Genomic DNA, 18,155 nt, shown 5'->3' on the forward strand with positions numbered 1-18,155 from the left:
ACCACCGCACCCGGCATCCGTTCGTCGTCGGTCCGCACCGGCACCCGCAGCTGAGCCTCGAGAGCCTGAAGAGGAATACCCCGCATGACTGAGAGCCAGTCGGCCCGCCCGGCCACCCCGGCGCAGCTGAAGCTCCACACCCACGCCCAGCTCTTCACCAACAACGCCGCCTTCAACCTGGCCGGCGCCTACCGCATCACCGGCGACGTCGACACCGACCGGCTGCGCACGGCGCTCGCCCGCCTCAGCGGTGGCATCCGCGCCCTCAACACCGTCTTCGTCCAGCGCGACGGCCGCGTCCTCGCGGTGGACCGGCCGCCCCGCTACCCGTCTCCGACGGACATCCCGCTGGTGCGGCTCGCCGGTGACGCCCGGGAGGAGGTCGCGCGCCGGCTCGCCCAGCTCGCGGACACCCCGCTGCCGCCGGACGCGCCGGAGCAGTACCACTTCACGCTCTACGAGGACGACCACGCGGTCTACGCGGCGATGCTCTTCTCGCACATCGTTCTCGACGGCTACGCGTACTTCAACTTCGTCGAGGAGCTGGAGCGGCTGTACGCCGACCCGGACGGGCCGCTGCCCGCGTCGGCCGCAGACGACCCCTCCGAGCTGGTCGCGGCAACCGCCCCGCGCCCGGCGGCGATCGAGCACTTCGCCGAACAGCTCGGCCATCTCACCTCCCTGACCGACGACCGACTGCTGGGCCGGCGGGCCCCCGACGGCGGGCTGCTCGGCGAGGAGCGCCGGCTGGAGCTGGACGCCGAGACCAGCGACCATCTCCGGCTGCTGGCCAAGGAGTTGGGCTGCACGCCGTTCTCCTTCTTCCTGGCCGCCTATCTCGTCGCCTACAGCCGCTGCACCGGCAACCGGCAGTCGGTGACGGGCCTGCCGCTGGCCAACCGCCGAGGGCTGCGGCAGCGCAGGGCGTTCGGCTACTTCGTCAACACCCTGCCGCTGGCGGTCGACCTGACCGAGCACGACACCTTCGCGGACCTGTGCCGTGCCGTGCAGTCCCGCAGCACCGGCATGCTGCGCCACCAGGACTTCGACCTGGCCGCCGCCGCCCGCGAGGTGTGCCCGGGTGTGACCGGCGGACCGCTGAGCACCGACACCACGTTCACCTACTACAAGCAGCCGCTGGACATCCGCCTGGACAGCTGCGCCGTGGACTCCCTCGACCTGCCGCGCGGCCTGGTGAAGTACCCGCTGTCGATGAACGTCGAGGACTTCGGCACGTCCTTCACCGTCAACGTCGAGTGCTCCCACGAACAGTGGGCGACCGACCCGCTCGGCGTGATGCGCACGGTCCTCGACGCCGTCGGCCGCGACCCCCACCGGCCGGTGACCTCGATCCCCGCGCTGTCCGCCGACGCCGAGGCCCGCCTGCACCACCTGGTCAACCCGGGGGCGGCCCGCCCGCCGTTCCCGGTGGAGGCCTCCCTGTCCGTGTGGTTCGAGCAGACCGCGCGCCGTCACCCCAACCGGGTCGCCGTCAACCTCGGCCCGGACAGCCTCACTTACGCCGAGCTGGACCGCAGGGCCGACGCCGTCGCCGCCCGGCTCGCCGAGCGGGTGTCCGGCCGGCACGTGGGCGTCGCCCTGCGCCGGGGACCCGGCCTGGTCGCCGTGATCCTCGGTGTCCTCAAGGCCGGCAAGGCCTACGTGCCACTCGACCCGTCCTCGCCCACGGCCCGGATCGGCCAGATCCTGCGCAGCTTCCCCGAGGGGCTGCCCGTCGTCGAGGACGAACCCCGCTGGCCCGACGCCGAAACGGTCCGGCTGCCGGCCGCGGACCTGCTGGCGCCGGGGGAGGCGAGCGCGCTGCCGGTCCTGCACGACCCGGACGCGGACGCCTATGTCATCTTCACCTCCGGCTCCACCGGCCGGCCCAAGGGCGTCCAGGTCACGCACCGCAACGTCATGCGCCTCATGCGCTCCACCGAGGAACTGTTCGGCTTCGGCCCGCGCGACGTCTGGAGCCTGTTCCACTCCTACGCCTTCGACTTCTCCGTCTGGGAGATCTTCGGCGCGCTGCTGTACGGCGGCCGGCTCGCGGTCGTGCCGGAGACCACCGCCAAATCCCCGGACCAGTTCAGGGAGTTCCTCCTCGGCGAGCGGGTCACGGTGCTCAACCAGACGCCGTCGGCGTTCGGCCAGCTGCTGAAGGTGCTCCGACCGCGGGACCGGGACGAACTCGCCCTGCGCCACGTCGTGTTCGGCGGCGAGGCCCTGCGCTACGCGGCACTGCGCCCCTGGTTCGAGCTGATGGGCTCGCGGACCCGGCTGGTGAACATGTACGGCATCACCGAGACAACCGTCCACGTCACCCACCACCCGGTCACCGCCGAGGACGCCCGCTACGAGACCGTGTCGGCCATCGGCCGCCCGCTGCCCGACCTCAACGTGCGTGTCGTCGACACCGACGGCCATCCCTGCCCGCCCGGTGTGCCCGGCGAGCTGGTCGTCTCGGGCGCGGGCGTCACCCGCGGCTACCGCGAGCAGCCGGAACTGACCGACGAGCGGTTCCCCGTCCGGGCCGGCGAGCGGGTCTACCGCTCCGGCGACCTGGGGCTCGTCCGCCCCGACGGCACCCTGGTGCACCTGGGCCGCATGGACAAACAGATCCAACTGCGCGGCTTCCGCATCGAGTTGGGCGAGATCGAGTCGGCGCTGCTGTCCCTGCCGGGCGTGCGCGAGTGCGCCGTACGCCTCGACGAGCGGGACGCCGGGCATCCGGCCCTCGTGGCCTTCGTGTCCGGCCGGGACGTCCCGTCGGACGCCGCCGTACGCGAGTCGCTGCGTTCACTGCTGCCCTCGTATATGGTCCCCGCCGCGCTCGTCCGGGTGGCCGGACTGCCACTGACCGTCAACGGCAAGGTGGACGAGGCCGCGCTGCCCTGGCCCGAGCGCACGGACCGGAGCCCGGCCGTGCCGCCGACCGGCCCGACCGACCAGGCCTCCACGGTCGACGCCGTACGGGACGTATGGCAACAGGTGCTGCCCGGCGCGGAGTTCGGTCCCGACGACAACTTCTTCGACGTCGGGGGTTCCTCGATGCACGTCGTCGAGGTGCACCGCCTGCTGAGCAGCCAACTCGCCGTCGACGAGCTGGAAATGATCGAACTCTTCACGCACACCACCACGCGCAAGCTCGCCGCGCACATCGATTCCATACGGGGGAACACGCATGACTGAGCGCACCGCACCGCACACCGGACCGATAGCCGTCGTCGGCATGGCCGGGCGCTTTCCCGGCGCCGACTCGGTGGCCGGACTGTGGGAGGAGCTGGTGCACGGAGCGGAGGCCGTGCGGCAGTTCACCCCGCAGGAGCTGACCGAGGCCGGTGTACCCGCCGCCCTCGCCGGCTCACCCACGTACGTCCCCCACGGCGCCGACCTGGCCGACGCCGACCTCTTCGACGCCGAGTTCTTCGGCGTCACCCGGCGCGACGCCCGGCTGATGGACCCGCAGCACCGCGTCTTCCTCACCTGCGCCTGGCAGGCGCTGGAGGACGCGGGACTCGCCCCCGACGCCCAGGACAACGTCGGCGTGTACGCCGCGACCAGCCTCAGCACGTATCTCCTCTTCCACGTGCTGCGCTCCGCCGAATACGCCGACTCGGCGCTGACGTATCCCGTCCTGCTCGGCAACGACAAGGACTTCCTGGCCACCCGCGCCGCCTACAAGCTGGGCCTGCGCGGCCCCGCCATGACCGTGCAGACCGCCTGCTCCAGCTCCCTGACGGCCGTGCACCTGGCGTGCCGGGCCCTGGACGCGGGCGACATCGACGCCGCGCTGGCGGGCGGGGTCAGCATCACGCTGCCGCAGACCGCCGGTTACGCCTACCAGGAAGGCGGCATCCTCTCCCGCGACGGCCACTGCCGGGTCTTCGACGCCGAGTCGTCCGGGACCGTCAAGGGCAACGGCTGCGGGGTCGTCGTCCTCAAACGCCTGGCGGACGCCGAACGCGACGGCGACCGCGTGTACGCCGTGATCCGCGGCACCGCGATCAACAACGACGGTGCCGCGAAGATCGGCTTCACCGCGCCCGGTCCGGCGGGACAGCGCGAGGTCATCGGACGCGCGCTGGCCGTCTCCGGCATCCCCGCCCGGGACATCGGGTACGTCGAGACCCACGGCACCGGCACCGCCGTGGGCGACCCGCTGGAGCTGAGCTCGCTCGCCGCCGCCCACCGGGACGCGGGCGGCGTCGCGGCCGGCTGCCTCATCGGGAGCGTCAAGGCCAACCTCGGTCACCTGGACGCGGCGGCCGGTGTCACCGGACTGATCAAGGCGGCCCTCGCCCTGCACCACCAGACGGTGCCGCCGCAGATCAACATCGGCGAGCCCAACCCGTTCCTGCAACTGGACCGGACGCCCTACGACGTGCCGCGCGAGGCCGTCCGCTTCACCGAGGAACCCCTGCGCGCCACCGCGGTCAGCTCGTTCGGCATCGGCGGCACCAACGCCCACTGCGTCCTGGCCCGCGCCCCGCGGCCGCAGGAACGCCCCGCGCCTGCGGAAGCGACCCCTCTGCCGATCGTGCTGACGGCCAAGGACGCCGACGCGCTGCGGGAGTCGGCCCGCCGGCTGCGCGCCCGGCTGGCCGCCGCGCCCCGGACCGACGTGGCCGACCTCGCCTACTCGCTGTTCACGGGCCGCTCCCGGTTCCCGGTGAGCCACACCTTCACCGCGACCGACCTCGCCGAGGTGACGGCGGGACTCGACGCCCTGATTGCGGGCGCGCCCAACGGCGAACTGCCCGACGCCGTATGGCCGTTCACCCCCGCCCACAAGATCTCCCTGCCGGGTCACCCCCTGCGGGAGGAGCGCCACTGGATCGAGCCGGACATCGACCGGCCCGTACCGGAGCGACCGGCCACCGAGCCGGTGCGCGGCGCTGCCACGGCGGTCCCCGAATCCCCCGCGGGGACCGCCGTGAACAACGACGCTCAGGTGCTGGACCGGGTCGTCGCCGTACTCGAGGAGCACCTCGGGGTCCCGGGCATCGGCCCGGACGACGACTTCCGTGACCTGGGCGGCGACTCGATGGCCGCCGTGGAGATCGTCAGCGACTTCCGCGACGCCTTCGGCGTGGTGCTCGACCTCGACGACTTCGGCCTGCTGCGCACCCCGGCCCGGATGGCCGACGCCCTGCGGGCCCGGCTCACCCACGGCAGCCGCCCCAGCGGCCTGGTCACCGTGCGCGAGGGCGAGGGACGGCCGCTGTTCCTGGTCCACCCGGCCGGCGGCACCAACCTGCTGTACTTCAAGCTCGCCGAGTACTCCGGCTCGGCCCTGCCGCTCGCGGCCCTGTCGTTCCCGTCCGCCGCCGACACCCTGCCCGGCACCCTGCGCGAACTCGCCGCGCTCTACCTCGACCGCATCCGCGCCGTGCAGCCGGCCGGCCCCTACCGGCTGGGCGGCTACTCCTTCGGCGGCAACGTCGCCTTCGAGATGGCGCTGCAACTCCAGGCCGCCGGCGAGCAGGTCGAACCGCTGATCATGCTCGACTCGCACGTCCCCGAGAGCTATGTCGGCGGACGGCTGGACAGCGAGGCCTTCGAGGGCGCCTTCGAGGTGCTGGCCCGGCAGTCGACGCTGCTGGCGGGCGTCGACGTCGGCGTCCTGCGCGAGGAGGGCTTCCTCGCGGTGTGGCAGGCCAACCACGACTGGCTCAAGTCGTACTACCCGGACCGCCCCTTCGACGGCGACATCCTGCTGCTGCGCGCCGAGGAGGCCGAGCCCGAGGAACTGCTCGACGCGCTGCACATCAACGAACGCGACAAGTCGCTGTGGCAGGACCACATCACCGGGCGGCTGCGCGTGCGCAAGGTGCCCGGACACCACTTCTCCATGTTCGACGACGGCGAGCGGATCACCGCCCTCGCCGCCGCGTTCGACCACGCGGTCTCCCGCCTCGGAAAGGACTGACGACGTGCTGAGTCTCGGTTCCTACATAGGCGGCGTCGAACAGCCCGGCCGACGCTGGGTGTACACGCTGCGCAGCTCGGCCATGCTGAGCGACTTCTTCGGCGCCGTCCGCGTCAAACGCGGCCTGGAACGCGGCCGGTTGAGCCCCGACGAGGTCGGCACCGACGTCATCGGGCGGTGCGCGGTCGCCGACCGCGACGACATGGAGGCCGCCCTCCAGGCCGCGGCACGCGCCGTCGACACCTGGGCCGGGGCCGCGCCGGCCACCCGGATGCGGGTCGTCGAGGAGTTCCACCACCTCGTACGGGAGAAGCAGGACGCGCTGGTCGACCTGATGATCGCCGAGGGACATCCGCGGTCACTGGCCCGCTGGCAGGTCGCGGGCATGCTCGCGGCCACCGGCGCCGCCACCCGGGACTTCCTCGCCGGACAGCTGGAGTACCGAGTGCGGGACGGCGCACGGGAGTTGCGGGTACGCCGGGTCGCCGACGGCGTCGTCTGTCTCAACCCGCCGCAGAACGCGACCGTGTCCAACGCCCTGCTCGGCATCTGGGCCCTCGCGGCCGGCAACGCCCTGGTCGTCCGGGCGCCGCGGAGCGCACCGCTCGGTGTGATGTACGCGCTGCGCGAGCTGGTCGCGCCCGCCCTGGAGCGGGCCGGCGCCCCGGCCGCCGCACTGTCGGTGCTGTGCTCGGACGCCGGTGCCACGGTCGAACAGTGGCTGGCGAGCCCGCTGGTCGACGACATCATGTACTTCGGCGGCAGCGAACAGGGCATCGCCTTCGGCGCCCAGTGCACGGCCCGCGGCAAGAAGCCGGTCCTCGAACTGGCCGGCAACGACATCTGCGTGGTGTGGCACGACGCCGACCTCGACCTCGCGGCGGAGGCGCTGGCCGAGGCCTTCTACGGCTCCGGGCAGATCTGCATGGTCCCCAACTGCGCGGTCGTGCACCCGCGCGTCGCCGACGAGTTGCTGGCGAAGCTCGCCGCGCGCGCCGCGGCCATCCGGCCCGGACCGCCCGAGGCGCCGGACGCACTCCTGTCGCCCGTACTGCGCACGGACCGGTTCAACGACGTGCTGCGCCAGGCCGTCGAGGCGGGCGCCGAACTCGTGTGCGGTGGGCGCCGGTTGGACGTGGACGGCCGTCCCGACGACGTCCGCGGCCTGTTCCTGGAACCCACGGTGATCCGGGTGGACGGCCTCAAGGGAGCGCGGGAACTGGACGCCGTACGCCACGAGACGTTCTTCCCGCTGCTGCCGGTCGTGGTGCCGGAGGAGCTGCCCGACGACGAACTCCTCACGCTGGTCACGGAGTTCGTCAACAGCAACGAGTACGGGCTGCGCAACTCGCTGTGGACCGGCGACGAGGAGACCGCGGAGCTGTTCCTGCGCCGGGTGCGCAACGGCGGCCTGCTCAAGGTCAACGACTCGCACATCGGCTTCCTGCCCGTCCTGCCGACCCACGGCGGCACCGGCCTGACCGGCGGCCCCGGCGGCGAGGCCAACTACCCCTTGCTGCGCACCTCTCACCTCCAGGGAGTGAGCGTCGCTCACGGGGTGCGGCCCGCGGACGCCGTGTTCGCCCAGCCCGCAGACGACGACCGCCTCGGTGGCGACGGCCGCTTCAGCGACGAGAACCGCCTCGGCGACGAGAACCGCCTCGGCGGCGACAAGGAGGTACCCCTCTGATGCGCGGTATGGACACGGCCCGCGAGGCACTCGACACGCTGCTGCCCGGACTCGCGCCGACCCTCTCCGACGTACCCCTCCAAGTGCTGGAGTCGCCCGGCGGTCCCGGACTCGACGCGTTCCGCAAGAGCGGCGGTCCCGGGCTGCTGGTGCCCGGCGCGTACGGCGGCGCGGGCGCGGGAGCGCTGCGGGCGACCCGCGTGTCCCGGGCGCTGGGCGCGCTGTCCCCCTCCCTGGGGGTGGCGACGGCGATGCACAACTTCTCGGTCGCGAGCCTGGTCGCCCTGGTGGCCTCCGCCGACGCCTCCGGCCTGGAGTGGATGCTCATCGAGGGCATCGCCCGCGACCGGCTGCTGGTGGCCTCGGCGTTCGCCGAGGGCCGCCCCGGCGCCGGGATCCTCGACTCCGCGGTCAAGGCCCGGCCCGCCGAGGGCGGTTGGCTGGTCAGCGGCAGCAAGAAACCGTGCAGCCTCTCGCAGTCCATGGACCTGATCACCGCGAGCGTCGCCCTGACCGGGGCGGACGGCACGACCGAGCTGGGCGTCGCCCTGGTCCCCACCGCATCACCCGGCATCACCCGGCGCCCCTTCTGGGGCGCACCCTTCCTGGCCGGCGCCGAGAGCGACGAGGTCGTCCTGACGGACGTGCACGTGCCGACGGAACTCATGCTGCGCCCGCAGGTCGAACTGGGCACCGGACTCGACACGTTGCAGACGATCGGCTTCGTGTGGTTCGAGCTGCTCGTCACCAGCGTCTACACCGGCGCGGTCGCCCGCCTCGCCGAGAGCGCCCTGGACGCGGGCAAGGGCTCCGCGACCGACCGCGCCGCCGTGCTGACACAGGTGGAGGCCGCGATCGCGCTCGCGGAGAACACGGCACGGGTGGTGGACGCGGGCCCGGTGGGCAACGACGAGTTGGCGATGGTCCTGACGGCCCGTTACGCGGTGCAGGAGCTGCTGGTCTCGGCGGCCGACCGCGCCGCCGAACTCCTCGGCGGCCTGGCCTTCGCGACCAGCTGCGACATCGGCCATCTGCTCGCGGTCAGCCGCGCGTTGGCCTTCCACCCGCCCTCGCGCGGCTCGAGCGCCCAGGCCCTGCTGGACCACCACGCCGGCGCCCCGCTGCGGCTCGCGTGACCACACGGACGACGGAAGGGAGACGGCCATGCGACAGACCCACGGCACGACGACGGACGCGGGGACGTCCCCGGGCCAGGACGTGGCCCGCCGGTACAAGCAGCACCTGAGCCGGGGGAGGGGCAAGCTCGGCGAACTGTTCGGCGGGCAGGTCGAAGTCGCGTCCTACGGCAGCACGGTACGGACGGCCGACGGACGGGAGTTCCTCAACTGCGGCGGCTACGGCGTGTTCCTGGCCGGCGCCTGCCATCCGCGGATCGTCGCCGCCGTCGAACGGCAGCTGCGTACGCATCCCTTGGCCACCCGGATGCTCCTCGAACCGAAGGCCGCCGACGCGGCGGCCGCGCTGACCCGGGTGGCGCCGGCCGGGTTGGAGCGGGTGCACTTCACCAACTCCGGTGCGGAGGCGGTCGAGACGGCGCTGAAACTGGCCCGCGCACACGGCCACCGGCGGATCGTGTCCACCACCGGCGGCTTCCACGGCAAGACGCTCGGCGCGCTCTCGGCGACCGGCAAGCCCCTCTACCGCGATCCCTTCCTGCCCTTGCTGGAGACGGAACACGTGCCCTACGGCGACGCGGCCGCCCTGCGCGAGGCGCTCGGCGCGGACGGCTCCGACGCCGTGGTGATCGTGGAGCCGGTGCAGAGCGAGGCCGGCGTCCTGGTGCCGCCGGCCGGCTACCTCAAGGACGTGGCGTCGGCCTGCGCGGACACGGGCGCCTTCTTCGTGCTCGACGAGGTGATGACCGGCCTCGGCCGGATCGGCCACTGGTGGGGTGCCGACCGGGAAGGGGTGGTGCCCGACGTCCTGCTGGTCGGCAAGGCGCTCAGCGGTGGGGTCGTCCCGGTCGCGGCGGCGATCGCCACCGCGCGGGCGTTCGCGCCCTTCGACCGCGACCCGTTCCTGCACACCTCGACCTTCTCGGCGGCACCGATCGCGATGGCGGCGGCCGAAGCGGCGGTCGAGGTCGTCGAGGACGAGCAACTCGTCGACCGGGCAGCCCTGTTGGGCGGACTGCTGCTCAACTCGCTGCGGGACACGGTGGCCCGGCACTGCCCGCATCTCGTCTCCGAGGTGCGCGGGCTCGGACTGCTCATCGGCGTGGAGTTCCAGGACGCCGGCCTGGCGGGCGAGTTCCTGCTCGAACTCCTCGACCGGGACGTGATCGCCAACCACTCGCTCAACGCGCAGTCGGTCGTCCGGCTGACACCGCCCGCGGTGCTCGACGAGGCCGGGACGGACCGACTGACCGAGGTCCTGGAAGGCGCCGCCCAGGCGCTCGCCCGGCGCTTTCCCTACCCCTGTCCGGGGCCCGGTACCGAAAGGAACTGACATGCGTTCGGTTGAACTCGACTACAGCGGGGACGGATTGACTCCCCGTCAGGCATACGACCGGATCCGGGACTTCGCCCGCTATCCCGACCTGGTCGACGTGGTGCGCAGCGTGACGGTCCGGCCGTCCGAGGCCGCCTCGGCGGTGCTCAGCGACTGGGAGGTGGACTTCCGCAACGGCGTCCTCGCGTGGAGCGAGGAGGACGTGTTCGACGACGCGGCGCTGCGCATCGAATTCCGGCAGACCGAGGGGGACTTCGAGTCCTTCGAGGGCCGCTGGGAGGTGACTCCGACCGCGCGGGACGGGGCCCGGGTGCGCTTCACGGCCGCGTTCGACTTCGGTCTGCCGAGCCTGGCCGGGATCATCGACCCGGTCGCGGAGCGGGTGCTGCGCGAGACCATCGAGGACATCCTGCGCGCGCTCCTGGACGACGGGCCGGCCGGGGCGGACCGGGTGGCGGCCTGATGGACGCCGTCAACCGCTTCGAGAGCCGGGTCACCTACCGGCTGCTGCGGGCCGAGTACTGCGTCGGCCTCGCCCTGTCCGCGGGCCTGTTCCTCGCGCACTGGGACGAGGTGCGCTGGCCGGTGGCCGTCGCCCTGTTCGCGTACATCGACGTGATCGGCTACGTCCCCGGCGCGCTGGCCCACCGCCGATCGGCCACCGGACAGCTGCCGCGCGTCTACTACGTCCTCTACAACACGTTGCACAGCTGGCTGACGGCCGGCGCCGTGGTCGCCCTGTGGGCCTGGCTGATCGGCCCCGAGTGGGCGTTGCTCGCGGTCCCGATCCATCTGTGCGGCGACCGGGGCCTGTTGGGGAACTTCCTCAAACCGTTCGCGGTCCCGTTCGAGCCGAAGCCCCATCCCGCCTTCGTCCGCTTCGAGCAGAGCCTGGCCTTCACCGCGCGGCTGCCTGCGGGCGCGCAGGGTGCGCAGGGCGCGAATGGGGTGGAGGGCGCGAATGAGGTGGAGGGCGCGGGGGCTGCGGTGGGCACGGAGGCCGCGAGGCTCGCGAAGGTCGGAGGGCTCGCGGAGAGCCCGGAGGCCGCGGGGATCGCAGAGGGCACGGACGCTGGCCGGGCTGTCACGGGCGGGGCACGATGAGCCCGCCGAGCCCGAAGGGCCCGTCGAGTCCGCCGGATGCGTCGAGCTTGCCGAGTAGGCCGAGCCCGCAGAGCCCGCCGAGCCCGCCGAGCCCGCCGGGCGCGCCGAGCCCGCCGAATCCGCCGGACGCGCCGAATCCGCCGGACGCGCCGAACCCGCCGGACGCGCCGAATCCGCCGGACACGCCGAACCCGCCGAATCCGCCGGACGCGCCGAACCCGCCGGACGCGCCGAATCCGCCGGACACGCCGGACGCGCCGAATCCGCCGGACACGCCGGACACGCGCGACGCGACCGTCGTCCTCCGCGCATACGCCGATCACCCCAGCGCATTCCTGGCCGTCAACGCACGCACCCGCCACCACCATGGACGCCAGGTGCCCGGCCTGGTCGCGCATCTGCCCGGCCGACGCCACCACCTCCAGTTCGCCGGCCCACTGGCACCCCCGAACGCGCGCGGGCCACTGCTCGACGAGTACCTGGCGTCCCTGCGCGGACGCGGACTGCTGACGGCTGTCCAAGTACGTGCGCAGGACGTGGACTTGTACGCCGAACGCGGCTTCACGGTCAACCAGATCGGCAGCACCTACGGCATCGACCTGAGCCGGTTCACGCTCCGCGGAAAGGCACTGGCCAAGATCCGGCAGAACGTCTCCCGCGCCCGCCGTGAAGAGGTGACGGTGACGGAGGCGGGCCCCGACGACCCGGTCGACCAGGAAGCCCTGGACCGCATCGACCGCGAGTGGCTGCGCGCCAAGGGCCGCCACGTACGGCAGTTGGCGTTCCTGGTCGGTGAACGCGGTGGCCCCGGGCGGCCGTTGCGCCGCACCTTCCTGGCTCGGCACCAGGGCCGGATCGTCGCGTACATCACCTACTCGCCCGCGTGGGGCAGCCGCCCGGGCTGGCTGTACGACCTCACCCGCCGTGCTCCTCAGGCCCCCGTCGGCACCATCGAACTGGTCAACCTCACCGCCCTGACCCGCTTCACCGAGGAGGGCGCGGGCTGGCTGCACCTGGGACTGACCCCGTTCGCCGGACTCGCCGACGAGCACGAACCGCCCTGCGCCTCACCGTCGTTGATCCGGGCGCTGCGACTGGTGGCCCGGCACGGGAGCGCGGTCTACCCCGCGCGCACCCAGGAGGTCTTCAAGCTCAAGTGGGACCCCCACGTGGTCGAACCCGAGTACGTGGCCTTCCAGGACGGAGTCCGCCCCGGTGCCGTGTGGCGCCTGCTGCGGGCCACCGGCGCGGTCTGACCATCCCTGGACACACCCCTCACCCTTCACCCCTCCCTCCGATTCACCCTCACCGAGCTAAGGACGACACCATGGCAGCACTTCCCCTGGAAGCCGACTGGGACCGGGCCCCGGGCGTACTCGAGGGCGCACGCGACCTCGAACTGACCGTGCGGGACTGCGACTTGCCCTACTGGCTGGAGCACGTGGCAGGCACCATGCTGCGCCGCCTGTCGGACGGCACGGTGACGGCCCAGGCCCCCACCGACGCCGTACGCCGTCCGGGCCCGCTGCACGACGCGCTCGTCGAGGAGTTCACCTTCCGCACGCTCGCGGAGGAGAAGGCCACGCGGGCCCTGTCCTTCCTGGTCCACCAGGCTCCGGACACCGACTGCCTGGAGTTCTTCGCCACCCAGCTCGTCGACGAGGCCCGCCACGCCCGCGTGTTCCGTGAGCACCTGGTGGCGGCCGGGGTGCCCGCGGCCGAGGTGGCGTCCGCCGTCGCGCGGACCGCGGCCGCCTCGGGCGCCGCCGTCCTCGACCCGCTGGAGGAGTTCGGCCTGCAAGTCCTGCGCGACCAGGGCGACTTCTACGGCGGTGTCCTCGTCCTCACCGTCCTCGTCGAGGGCGTGCTGGCGCCGGCGGCGGAGCTGAGCGAGCGCAAGTGGAAGGTGTTCGACCCGTCGGCGGCGCTGGTCGAGCGCGGCGCGAACATGGACGAGATCCGTCATCTCGCGGTCGGCTCGTCGATCATCCGCACCCACCTGACCGCACACCCCGAAGAGCGGGGGCGGCTGCTCGAACTCATCCACGAGGGGCGGCGGTTGTGGGAGAAGCTCCCGATGGTCGAGGTGCTGTTCCGCCGGGAGACCCTGTTCCAGGAGGGTCTGGCAGAGCACGGGGACCTGCTGGGAGACTACGAGATCTGGCCGGGACGCCGGCTGGTGGACACGGGGATCGAGGAGCGTATGGAAGCCGCGGAACGGTGGTCGCGGGAGACACAGGACACCCGGCTCGCGTACATGCTGCTCGACGGGTCCCACTGATGGCCGACGAGGACGTCTGGCGGATCGCCCTGCCCGGCGGCGGCGATCCGGCACGGCCCGGCGAGGCCCATGTCGCCGCGCTGGTCACGCTTCCGCAGGACGCGCCGAGGGCGGTGGTGCTGCTGTGGCCCGCGCTCGGCGTGACCGCTTCGTACTACGCGCCGTTCCGCGCCGAACTCGCCGCCCAGGGGATCGCCGTCGTCGCGGCCGACCTGCGCGGACAGGGGAACAGCACGCCGAGGGCGGGGCGCGGCAGCCGCCACGGCTACCACGAGCTGGCCGGCCGGGACTGGCCCGCCCTCGTCGCCGCCGCCCGGGAGCGGTTCGGCGCGGAGATCCCGCTGTTCCTGCTCGGGCACAGCATCGGCGGCCAGGTCGGTGTGCTGTACGCGGCCCGTGAGCCGAAGGGCGTGGACGGTCTGCTGCTGGTGGCCGCGGGATCGGTCGACCAGCGCGGCTTCAGCGGAGCCGCCCGGCTGCGCGTGCTGGCCGGTACGCAGTTCGTCGCGCTGGTCGCCTCGCTGTGGGGGTACTGGCCCGGGCACCGGCTGGGCTTCGGCGGCCGGCAGCCCGCCCGGCTGATGCGGGACTGGGCGCGGATCTGCCGTACCGGGCGGTTCGAGCCCGCGGGCGCCGACCTCGACTACGAGGCCGCGTTCGCGTCCGTGACGCTGCCCGTGCTGGCCGTGTCCCTCGCGGGCGACGGACTCGCCCCGCGCGCGGCGGTGGACCGGCTGTGCGCCAAGCTTCCCCGGGCCGAGGTGCGGCGCGTGCACCACCGCCCCGAGAACGGCGAACGGATCGACCACGTGCGGTGGGCCAGGTCCGGCGCGGGCATCGCCCGGGAGATCTCGGACTGGATCCGGGAACCGCGCGGAACCTGACGCTCCACGGCCGCGCCGGAATACCGTCGAGGTACCGGCGCGGCCGGGTCGCTCCCTTGCCCGCACGCCTCACACGTCACGCGTTGTGATCGTGCACAGGTGTGAACGTGATTGTTTCGCAAGATACTTGAGCATTTACCCAACAGCCCCCACCATAAGAACGATACGACTCGTTCCACGGAGATCTCACCCCCCGCGGCTACGCGTGTCACCAAGTCGCACGACCGGAGAGCCGACCTGCACATGGGCCAGAAACGATCACTCACTTCTGTCACCGTCGAGGACGGTCAGCGCATGCGGGACCTCGAAGCCCGCGACCGCATCCTCGCGGCGACACTGAAAATGCTAGGTGAGCTCGGGTACACACGGCTGACGATCGGCGGTATCGCCATCGAAGCCGGAGTCGGCAAGGCCACGATCTACCGGTCCTGGCCGAACAAGGCCGCACTCACCCTCGACGCCGTACGCACCCAGCTGCCGGACATCCCCGTCGACGACGTCGGCGACAGCAGACAGGAGGTGTTCGCCGTGGCGGACACGCTCGCCGCGCTCTACGGCTCGCCCAAGGTACGGCTGGTTCTGCCGGCCCTGGTCTCGGACGCGGCCGCCGACCCCGAACTCGGCCGCCGCCTGCGCGAGGAGCTCATCCAGGACCGTAAGCGGCAGTCCGCGACCGTGCTGCAGCGCGCGGTGGACCGGGGTCACATGCCCAAGGACACGGACATCTCCACGGTCCTCGACATGTGGGCAGGGCTCATGCTCTTCCGCAGCCTGTTCTTCGACCTCACCTTCGACGACCGGGCCATCCGCAACCTCGTGGCGGCGACCCTCGACTCACCGCCCCGCGTCACCGAGGGGCCGGAGGCCGACTGACCGCCGCCTCGCCGACGATCACCCCCGGTTACTATGGTCACTTCGGGCCGGCAGCCGGAAAGAGGGGGTGACCTGAGGGAATGCTGAGAGAGGTCACCGCGACCCACTACGTCGCGCCCCTGACGTCCGGCGGTTCCGTCCCCGGTGTCGTCGAGGCCGACGACCTGGGCATGTACGTCGTGAAGTTCACCGGCTCCGCGCAGGGCCGCAAGGCGCTGGTCGCCGAGGTGATCGTCGGCGAACTGGCACGCGCGCTCGGGCTGCGCTTCCCGGAACTCGTCCTGGTCCACTTCGACCCGGCGATCGCCGACAGCGAGCCGCACCAGGAGGTGCGCCACCTGCACTCCGCGAGCGCGGGCGTCAACCTCGGCATGGACTACCTGCCGGGCGCCAAGGACTTCACCCCGGACCTCGCGAAGCACTTCCGCGTCGACTCCCTGGAGGCCGGCCGGATCGTCTGGCTCGACGCCCTGACCGCCAACGTCGACCGTACGGTCCACAGCTCCAACCTGATGGTCTGGCCGACCTTCGGCACCGCGCCCGCCCGCCTCTGGCTGATCGACCACGGCGCGGCCCTCGTCTTCCACCACCGCTGGGACGCCTCCGACCCCACCAAGGTCTACGACTTCCGCAACCACGCCCTCGGCCACTACGCCCCGGACGTGCGCGCCGCCGACGCCGAACTGGCGCCCAAGGTCACCGAGGACCTGCTGCGCGCGGTCGTCGCCGAGGTCCCGGACGCCTGGCTGACGGAGTTCGGCACGCCCGACGACATGCGCGAGGCGTACGTCGGCTACCTCCACGCGCGCGTGCGGGCGTCCGCCGCGTGGCTTCCCACGGACTTCCCCACCCGGGAGGAACTCGCCGCCGAGCAGGCACTCCGCGCGGTGCAGACAGAGCGAGGCCGGCCCAAGTGGCTGAAGCGGGTCCCCGACCTGCACGGCAAGCCGGCCGCGGAACAGGATGGGTCGGTGCACTTCGAATGAGTGGCCGTGTCGAGATCGAGTACTGCACGCAGTGCCGCTGGCTGCCCCGCGCGGCCTGGCTGGCCCAGGAACTCCTGACCACCTTCGAGACGGAGCTGTCCGAACTCGCCCTCAAACCGGGCAAGGGCGGGGTCTTCATCGTCCGCGTCGACGACGAGGTGGTCTGGGACCGCCGCGACCAGGGCTTCCCCGAGCCGACGGCGGTTAAGCAGGTCGTACGCGACCGAGTGGCCCCGGGAAGATCCCTGGGCCACTCGGACAAGCCTGCTTCCTGACCTGCTTTCTGCCGGCCCTTGTCAGCCCTTGAGCTGCTCGTACGCCGGCAGCGTCAGGAAGTCCGCGTAGTCGGCGTCCAGGGACACCTGGAGCAGCAGGTCGTGGGCCTGCTGCCAGTGGCCGGCCGCGAAGGCCTCCTCGCCGATCTCCGCGCGGATGTTGGAGAGTTCTTCCGCGGCGACCTTGCGGGCCAGCTCCGGGGTGGCGAGTTCGCCGTTCTCGAACTCGACGCCCGCGTTGATCCACTGCCAGATCTGCGAGCGGGAGATCTCCGCGGTGGCCGCGTCCTCCATGAGGTTGAAGATGGCGACCGCGCCGAGACCGCGCAGCCAGGCCTCGATGTAACGGATGCCGACCTGAACGGCGTTGACGAGACCGGGGTACGTCGGCTTCGCCTTCAGCGAGTCGATCGCGATCAGGTCGGCGGCCTCGACGTGGACGTCCTCGCGCAGCCGGTCCTTCTGGTTCGGCCTGTCGCCGAGGACCCGGTCGAAGGACTCCAGGGCGATCGGGACCAGGTCGGGGTGGGCGACCCAGGAGCCGTCGAAACCGTCGTTCGCCTCACGATCCTTGTCGGCGCGTACCTTCTCGAAGGCGACCTTGTTGACCTCGGCGTCCCGGCGGGAGGGGATGAAGGCGGCCATCCCGCCGATCGCGTGCGCGCCGCGCTTGTGGCAGGTACGGACGAGGAGTTCGGTGTACGCCCGCATGAACGGGGCCGTCATCGTCACCGCGTTGCGGTCCGGGAGGACGAACTTGGTGCCGCCGTCACGGAAGTTCTTCACGATGGAGAACAGGTAGTCCCAGCGCCCCGCGTTCAACCCCGAGGCGTGGTCGCGGAGTTCGTAGAGGATCTCCTCCATTTCGTACGCGGCCGTGATGGTCTCGATCAGAACGGTCGCGCGGACGCTGCCCTGCGGGACGCCGACGTAGTCCTGCGCGAAGACGAACACGTCGTTCCACAGCCGCGCTTCGAGGTGCGACTCGGTCTTGGGGAGATAGAAGTACGGACCCTTGCCGAGGTCGAGCAGGCGCTGGGCGTTGTGGAAGAAGTACAGCCCGAAGTCGACGAAGGCGCCCGGCACTTGCTCGCCGTCGACCTGGAGGTGCCGCTCGTTCAGGTGCCAGCCGCGCGGACGCATGACGACGGTGGCGAGCTCGGTCTCGTCCTTGAGGGCGTACGACTTGCCGGAGCCCGCGTCCGTGAAGTCGATGTTCCGCGTGTACGCGTCGATCAGGTTGACCTGCCCCAGGATCACGTTCTCCCAGGTCGGCGCGGAGGCGTCCTCGAAGTCCGCGAGCCACACCTTGGCGCCCGAGTTGAGGGCGTTGATGGTCATCTTGCGGTCGGTGGGGCCGGTGATCTCGACCCGGCGGTCGTTCAGGGCCACGGGGGAGGGGGCCACCCGCCAGGAGTCGTCGGCGCGGATCGCGGCCGTCTCCGGGAGGAAGTCGAGCGTGGAGGTGCGGGCGATCTCGGCGCGGCGCTCGGCACGGCGGGCGAGGAGTTCCGCGCGGCGCGGTGAGAACCGCCGGTGCAGCTCGGCCACGAAGGCGAGGGCCGCGTCGGTGAGGACCTCCTCCTGCCGGGGCAGGGGCTCGGCGTCGACGATGGCCAGCGGGGACGGCGCTGGTGCGGACATGAGCTGTCACT

The 18,155-nt window shown here is 72.1% G+C and carries 14 protein-coding genes and 1 pseudogene; 13 read left to right on the plus strand and 2 right to left on the minus strand.

What is annotated here, in order from left to right:
* The first annotated feature begins 84 nt into the window (after window positions 1-84).
* Genes ACIP6U_RS17770 through ACIP6U_RS17800 form a run of 7 tightly spaced genes read left to right on the plus strand, consistent with a single transcriptional unit; the run spans window position 85 to window position 11,201 of the window.
* Window positions 85-3,195: an amino acid adenylation domain-containing protein gene (locus tag ACIP6U_RS17770; protein ID WP_401718198.1), complete on the plus strand. Its 3,111-nt coding sequence runs from the start codon at window positions 85-87 to the stop codon at window positions 3,193-3,195.
* Window positions 3,188-5,935 (plus strand): beta-ketoacyl synthase N-terminal-like domain-containing protein, encoded by a 2,748-nt coding sequence (locus ACIP6U_RS17775; protein ID WP_401718200.1) that lies wholly within the window; start codon window positions 3,188-3,190, stop codon window positions 5,933-5,935. The genes ACIP6U_RS17770 and ACIP6U_RS17775 overlap by 8 nt, the downstream gene beginning before the upstream one ends.
* A gap of 4 nt (window positions 5,936-5,939) precedes the next feature.
* Complete coding sequence (locus ACIP6U_RS17780; RefSeq protein ID WP_401718203.1) at window positions 5,940-7,625, plus strand: aldehyde dehydrogenase family protein; 1,686 nt, start codon at window positions 5,940-5,942, stop codon at window positions 7,623-7,625.
* Window positions 7,625-8,761 (plus strand): acyl-CoA dehydrogenase, encoded by a 1,137-nt coding sequence (locus ACIP6U_RS17785; RefSeq protein WP_401718206.1) that lies wholly within the window; start codon window positions 7,625-7,627, stop codon window positions 8,759-8,761. Before ACIP6U_RS17780 ends, ACIP6U_RS17785 begins: the two co-directional genes overlap by 1 nt.
* 28 nt (window positions 8,762-8,789) lie before the next feature.
* Window positions 8,790-10,094 carry an aspartate aminotransferase family protein gene (locus ACIP6U_RS17790; protein WP_401718209.1) on the plus strand — a complete coding sequence of 435 codons (1,305 nt, stop codon included), beginning with the start codon at window positions 8,790-8,792 and terminating at the stop codon, window positions 10,092-10,094.
* A gap of 1 nt (window position 10,095) precedes the next feature.
* Entirely contained in the window at window positions 10,096-10,560 is a 465-nt protein-coding gene (locus ACIP6U_RS17795) for a type II toxin-antitoxin system RatA family toxin (protein ID WP_401718210.1), read from the plus strand.
* Window positions 10,560-11,201, plus strand: a complete 642-nt coding sequence (locus tag ACIP6U_RS17800) for a hypothetical protein (RefSeq protein WP_401718212.1) — start codon at window positions 10,560-10,562, stop codon at window positions 11,199-11,201. The genes ACIP6U_RS17795 and ACIP6U_RS17800 overlap by 1 nt, the downstream gene beginning before the upstream one ends.
* On the opposite strand, the gene ACIP6U_RS17805 is transcribed toward ACIP6U_RS17800, so the two are convergent.
* Window positions 11,182-11,484 (minus strand): hypothetical protein, encoded by a 303-nt coding sequence (locus ACIP6U_RS17805; protein WP_401718553.1) that lies wholly within the window; start codon window positions 11,482-11,484, stop codon window positions 11,182-11,184. The genes ACIP6U_RS17800 and ACIP6U_RS17805 overlap by 20 nt on opposite strands.
* Window positions 11,485-11,515: 31 nt before the next feature.
* On the opposite strand from ACIP6U_RS17805, the pseudogene ACIP6U_RS17810 reads away from it, so the two are divergent.
* The 6 genes and pseudogenes from ACIP6U_RS17810 to ACIP6U_RS17835 all read left to right on the plus strand — a co-directional run.
* Window positions 11,516-12,457: pseudogene (locus ACIP6U_RS17810) on the plus strand (phosphatidylglycerol lysyltransferase domain-containing protein); the annotation flags it as partial.
* 71 nt (window positions 12,458-12,528) lie between these two features.
* Entirely contained in the window at window positions 12,529-13,482 is a 954-nt protein-coding gene (locus ACIP6U_RS17815) for a VlmB-like protein (protein ID WP_401718215.1), read from the plus strand.
* Complete coding sequence (locus ACIP6U_RS17820; RefSeq protein WP_401718217.1) at window positions 13,482-14,366, plus strand: alpha/beta fold hydrolase; 885 nt, start codon at window positions 13,482-13,484, stop codon at window positions 14,364-14,366. The genes ACIP6U_RS17815 and ACIP6U_RS17820 overlap by 1 nt, the downstream gene beginning before the upstream one ends.
* A 294-nt stretch (window positions 14,367-14,660) precedes the next feature.
* The gene (locus ACIP6U_RS17825) at window positions 14,661-15,239 is read left to right on the plus strand and encodes a TetR/AcrR family transcriptional regulator (RefSeq protein WP_401718220.1); all 579 of its coding nucleotides are present in this window, start codon (window positions 14,661-14,663) and stop codon (window positions 15,237-15,239) included.
* Window positions 15,240-15,319: 80 nt separating this feature from the next.
* Window positions 15,320-16,225, plus strand: coding sequence for a HipA family kinase (locus ACIP6U_RS17830; protein ID WP_401718223.1), 906 nt, complete (start codon window positions 15,320-15,322; stop codon window positions 16,223-16,225).
* Window positions 16,222-16,500: a SelT/SelW/SelH family protein gene (locus ACIP6U_RS17835; RefSeq protein ID WP_124001663.1), complete on the plus strand. Its 279-nt coding sequence runs from the start codon at window positions 16,222-16,224 to the stop codon at window positions 16,498-16,500. Before ACIP6U_RS17830 ends, ACIP6U_RS17835 begins: the two co-directional genes overlap by 4 nt.
* 21 nt (window positions 16,501-16,521) lie before the next feature.
* Here ACIP6U_RS17835 and aceB read toward each other — a convergent pair whose 3' ends face one another.
* Window positions 16,522-18,144, minus strand: coding sequence for a malate synthase A (gene aceB, locus ACIP6U_RS17840; protein WP_401718226.1), 1,623 nt, complete (start codon window positions 18,142-18,144; stop codon window positions 16,522-16,524).
* Window positions 18,145-18,155 lie beyond the last annotated feature (11 nt).

Source organism: Streptomyces sp. NPDC088794, assembly GCF_044750545.1.
Lineage (GTDB): Bacteria > Actinomycetota > Actinomycetes > Streptomycetales > Streptomycetaceae > Streptomyces.

What these genes read in the sequence shown, in the direction of transcription:
- ACIP6U_RS17785 (WP_401718206.1), top strand. Translation starts at nt 7,625, where the DNA reads ATGCGCGGTATGGACACGGCCCGCGAGGCACTCGACACGCTGCTGCCC.
- ACIP6U_RS17830 (WP_401718223.1), top strand. Translation starts at nt 15,320, where the DNA reads ATGCTGAGAGAGGTCACCGCGACCCACTACGTCGCGCCCCTGACGTCC.
- ACIP6U_RS17775 (WP_401718200.1), top strand. Translation starts at nt 3,188, where the DNA reads ATGACTGAGCGCACCGCACCGCACACCGGACCGATAGCCGTCGTCGGC.
- ACIP6U_RS17790 (WP_401718209.1), top strand. Translation starts at nt 8,790, where the DNA reads ATGCGACAGACCCACGGCACGACGACGGACGCGGGGACGTCCCCGGGC.
- ACIP6U_RS17815 (WP_401718215.1), top strand. Translation starts at nt 12,529, where the DNA reads ATGGCAGCACTTCCCCTGGAAGCCGACTGGGACCGGGCCCCGGGCGTA.
- ACIP6U_RS17795 (WP_401718210.1), top strand. Translation starts at nt 10,096, where the DNA reads ATGCGTTCGGTTGAACTCGACTACAGCGGGGACGGATTGACTCCCCGT.
- ACIP6U_RS17825 (WP_401718220.1), top strand. Translation starts at nt 14,661, where the DNA reads ATGCGGGACCTCGAAGCCCGCGACCGCATCCTCGCGGCGACACTGAAA.
- ACIP6U_RS17835 (WP_124001663.1), top strand. Translation starts at nt 16,222, where the DNA reads ATGAGTGGCCGTGTCGAGATCGAGTACTGCACGCAGTGCCGCTGGCTG.
- aceB (WP_401718226.1), bottom strand. Translation starts at nt 18,144, where the DNA reads ATGTCCGCACCAGCGCCGTCCCCGCTGGCCATCGTCGACGCCGAGCCC.
- ACIP6U_RS17820 (WP_401718217.1), top strand. Translation starts at nt 13,482, where the DNA reads ATGGCCGACGAGGACGTCTGGCGGATCGCCCTGCCCGGCGGCGGCGAT.
- ACIP6U_RS17800 (WP_401718212.1), top strand. Translation starts at nt 10,560, where the DNA reads ATGGACGCCGTCAACCGCTTCGAGAGCCGGGTCACCTACCGGCTGCTG.
- ACIP6U_RS17770 (WP_401718198.1), top strand. Translation starts at nt 85, where the DNA reads ATGACTGAGAGCCAGTCGGCCCGCCCGGCCACCCCGGCGCAGCTGAAG.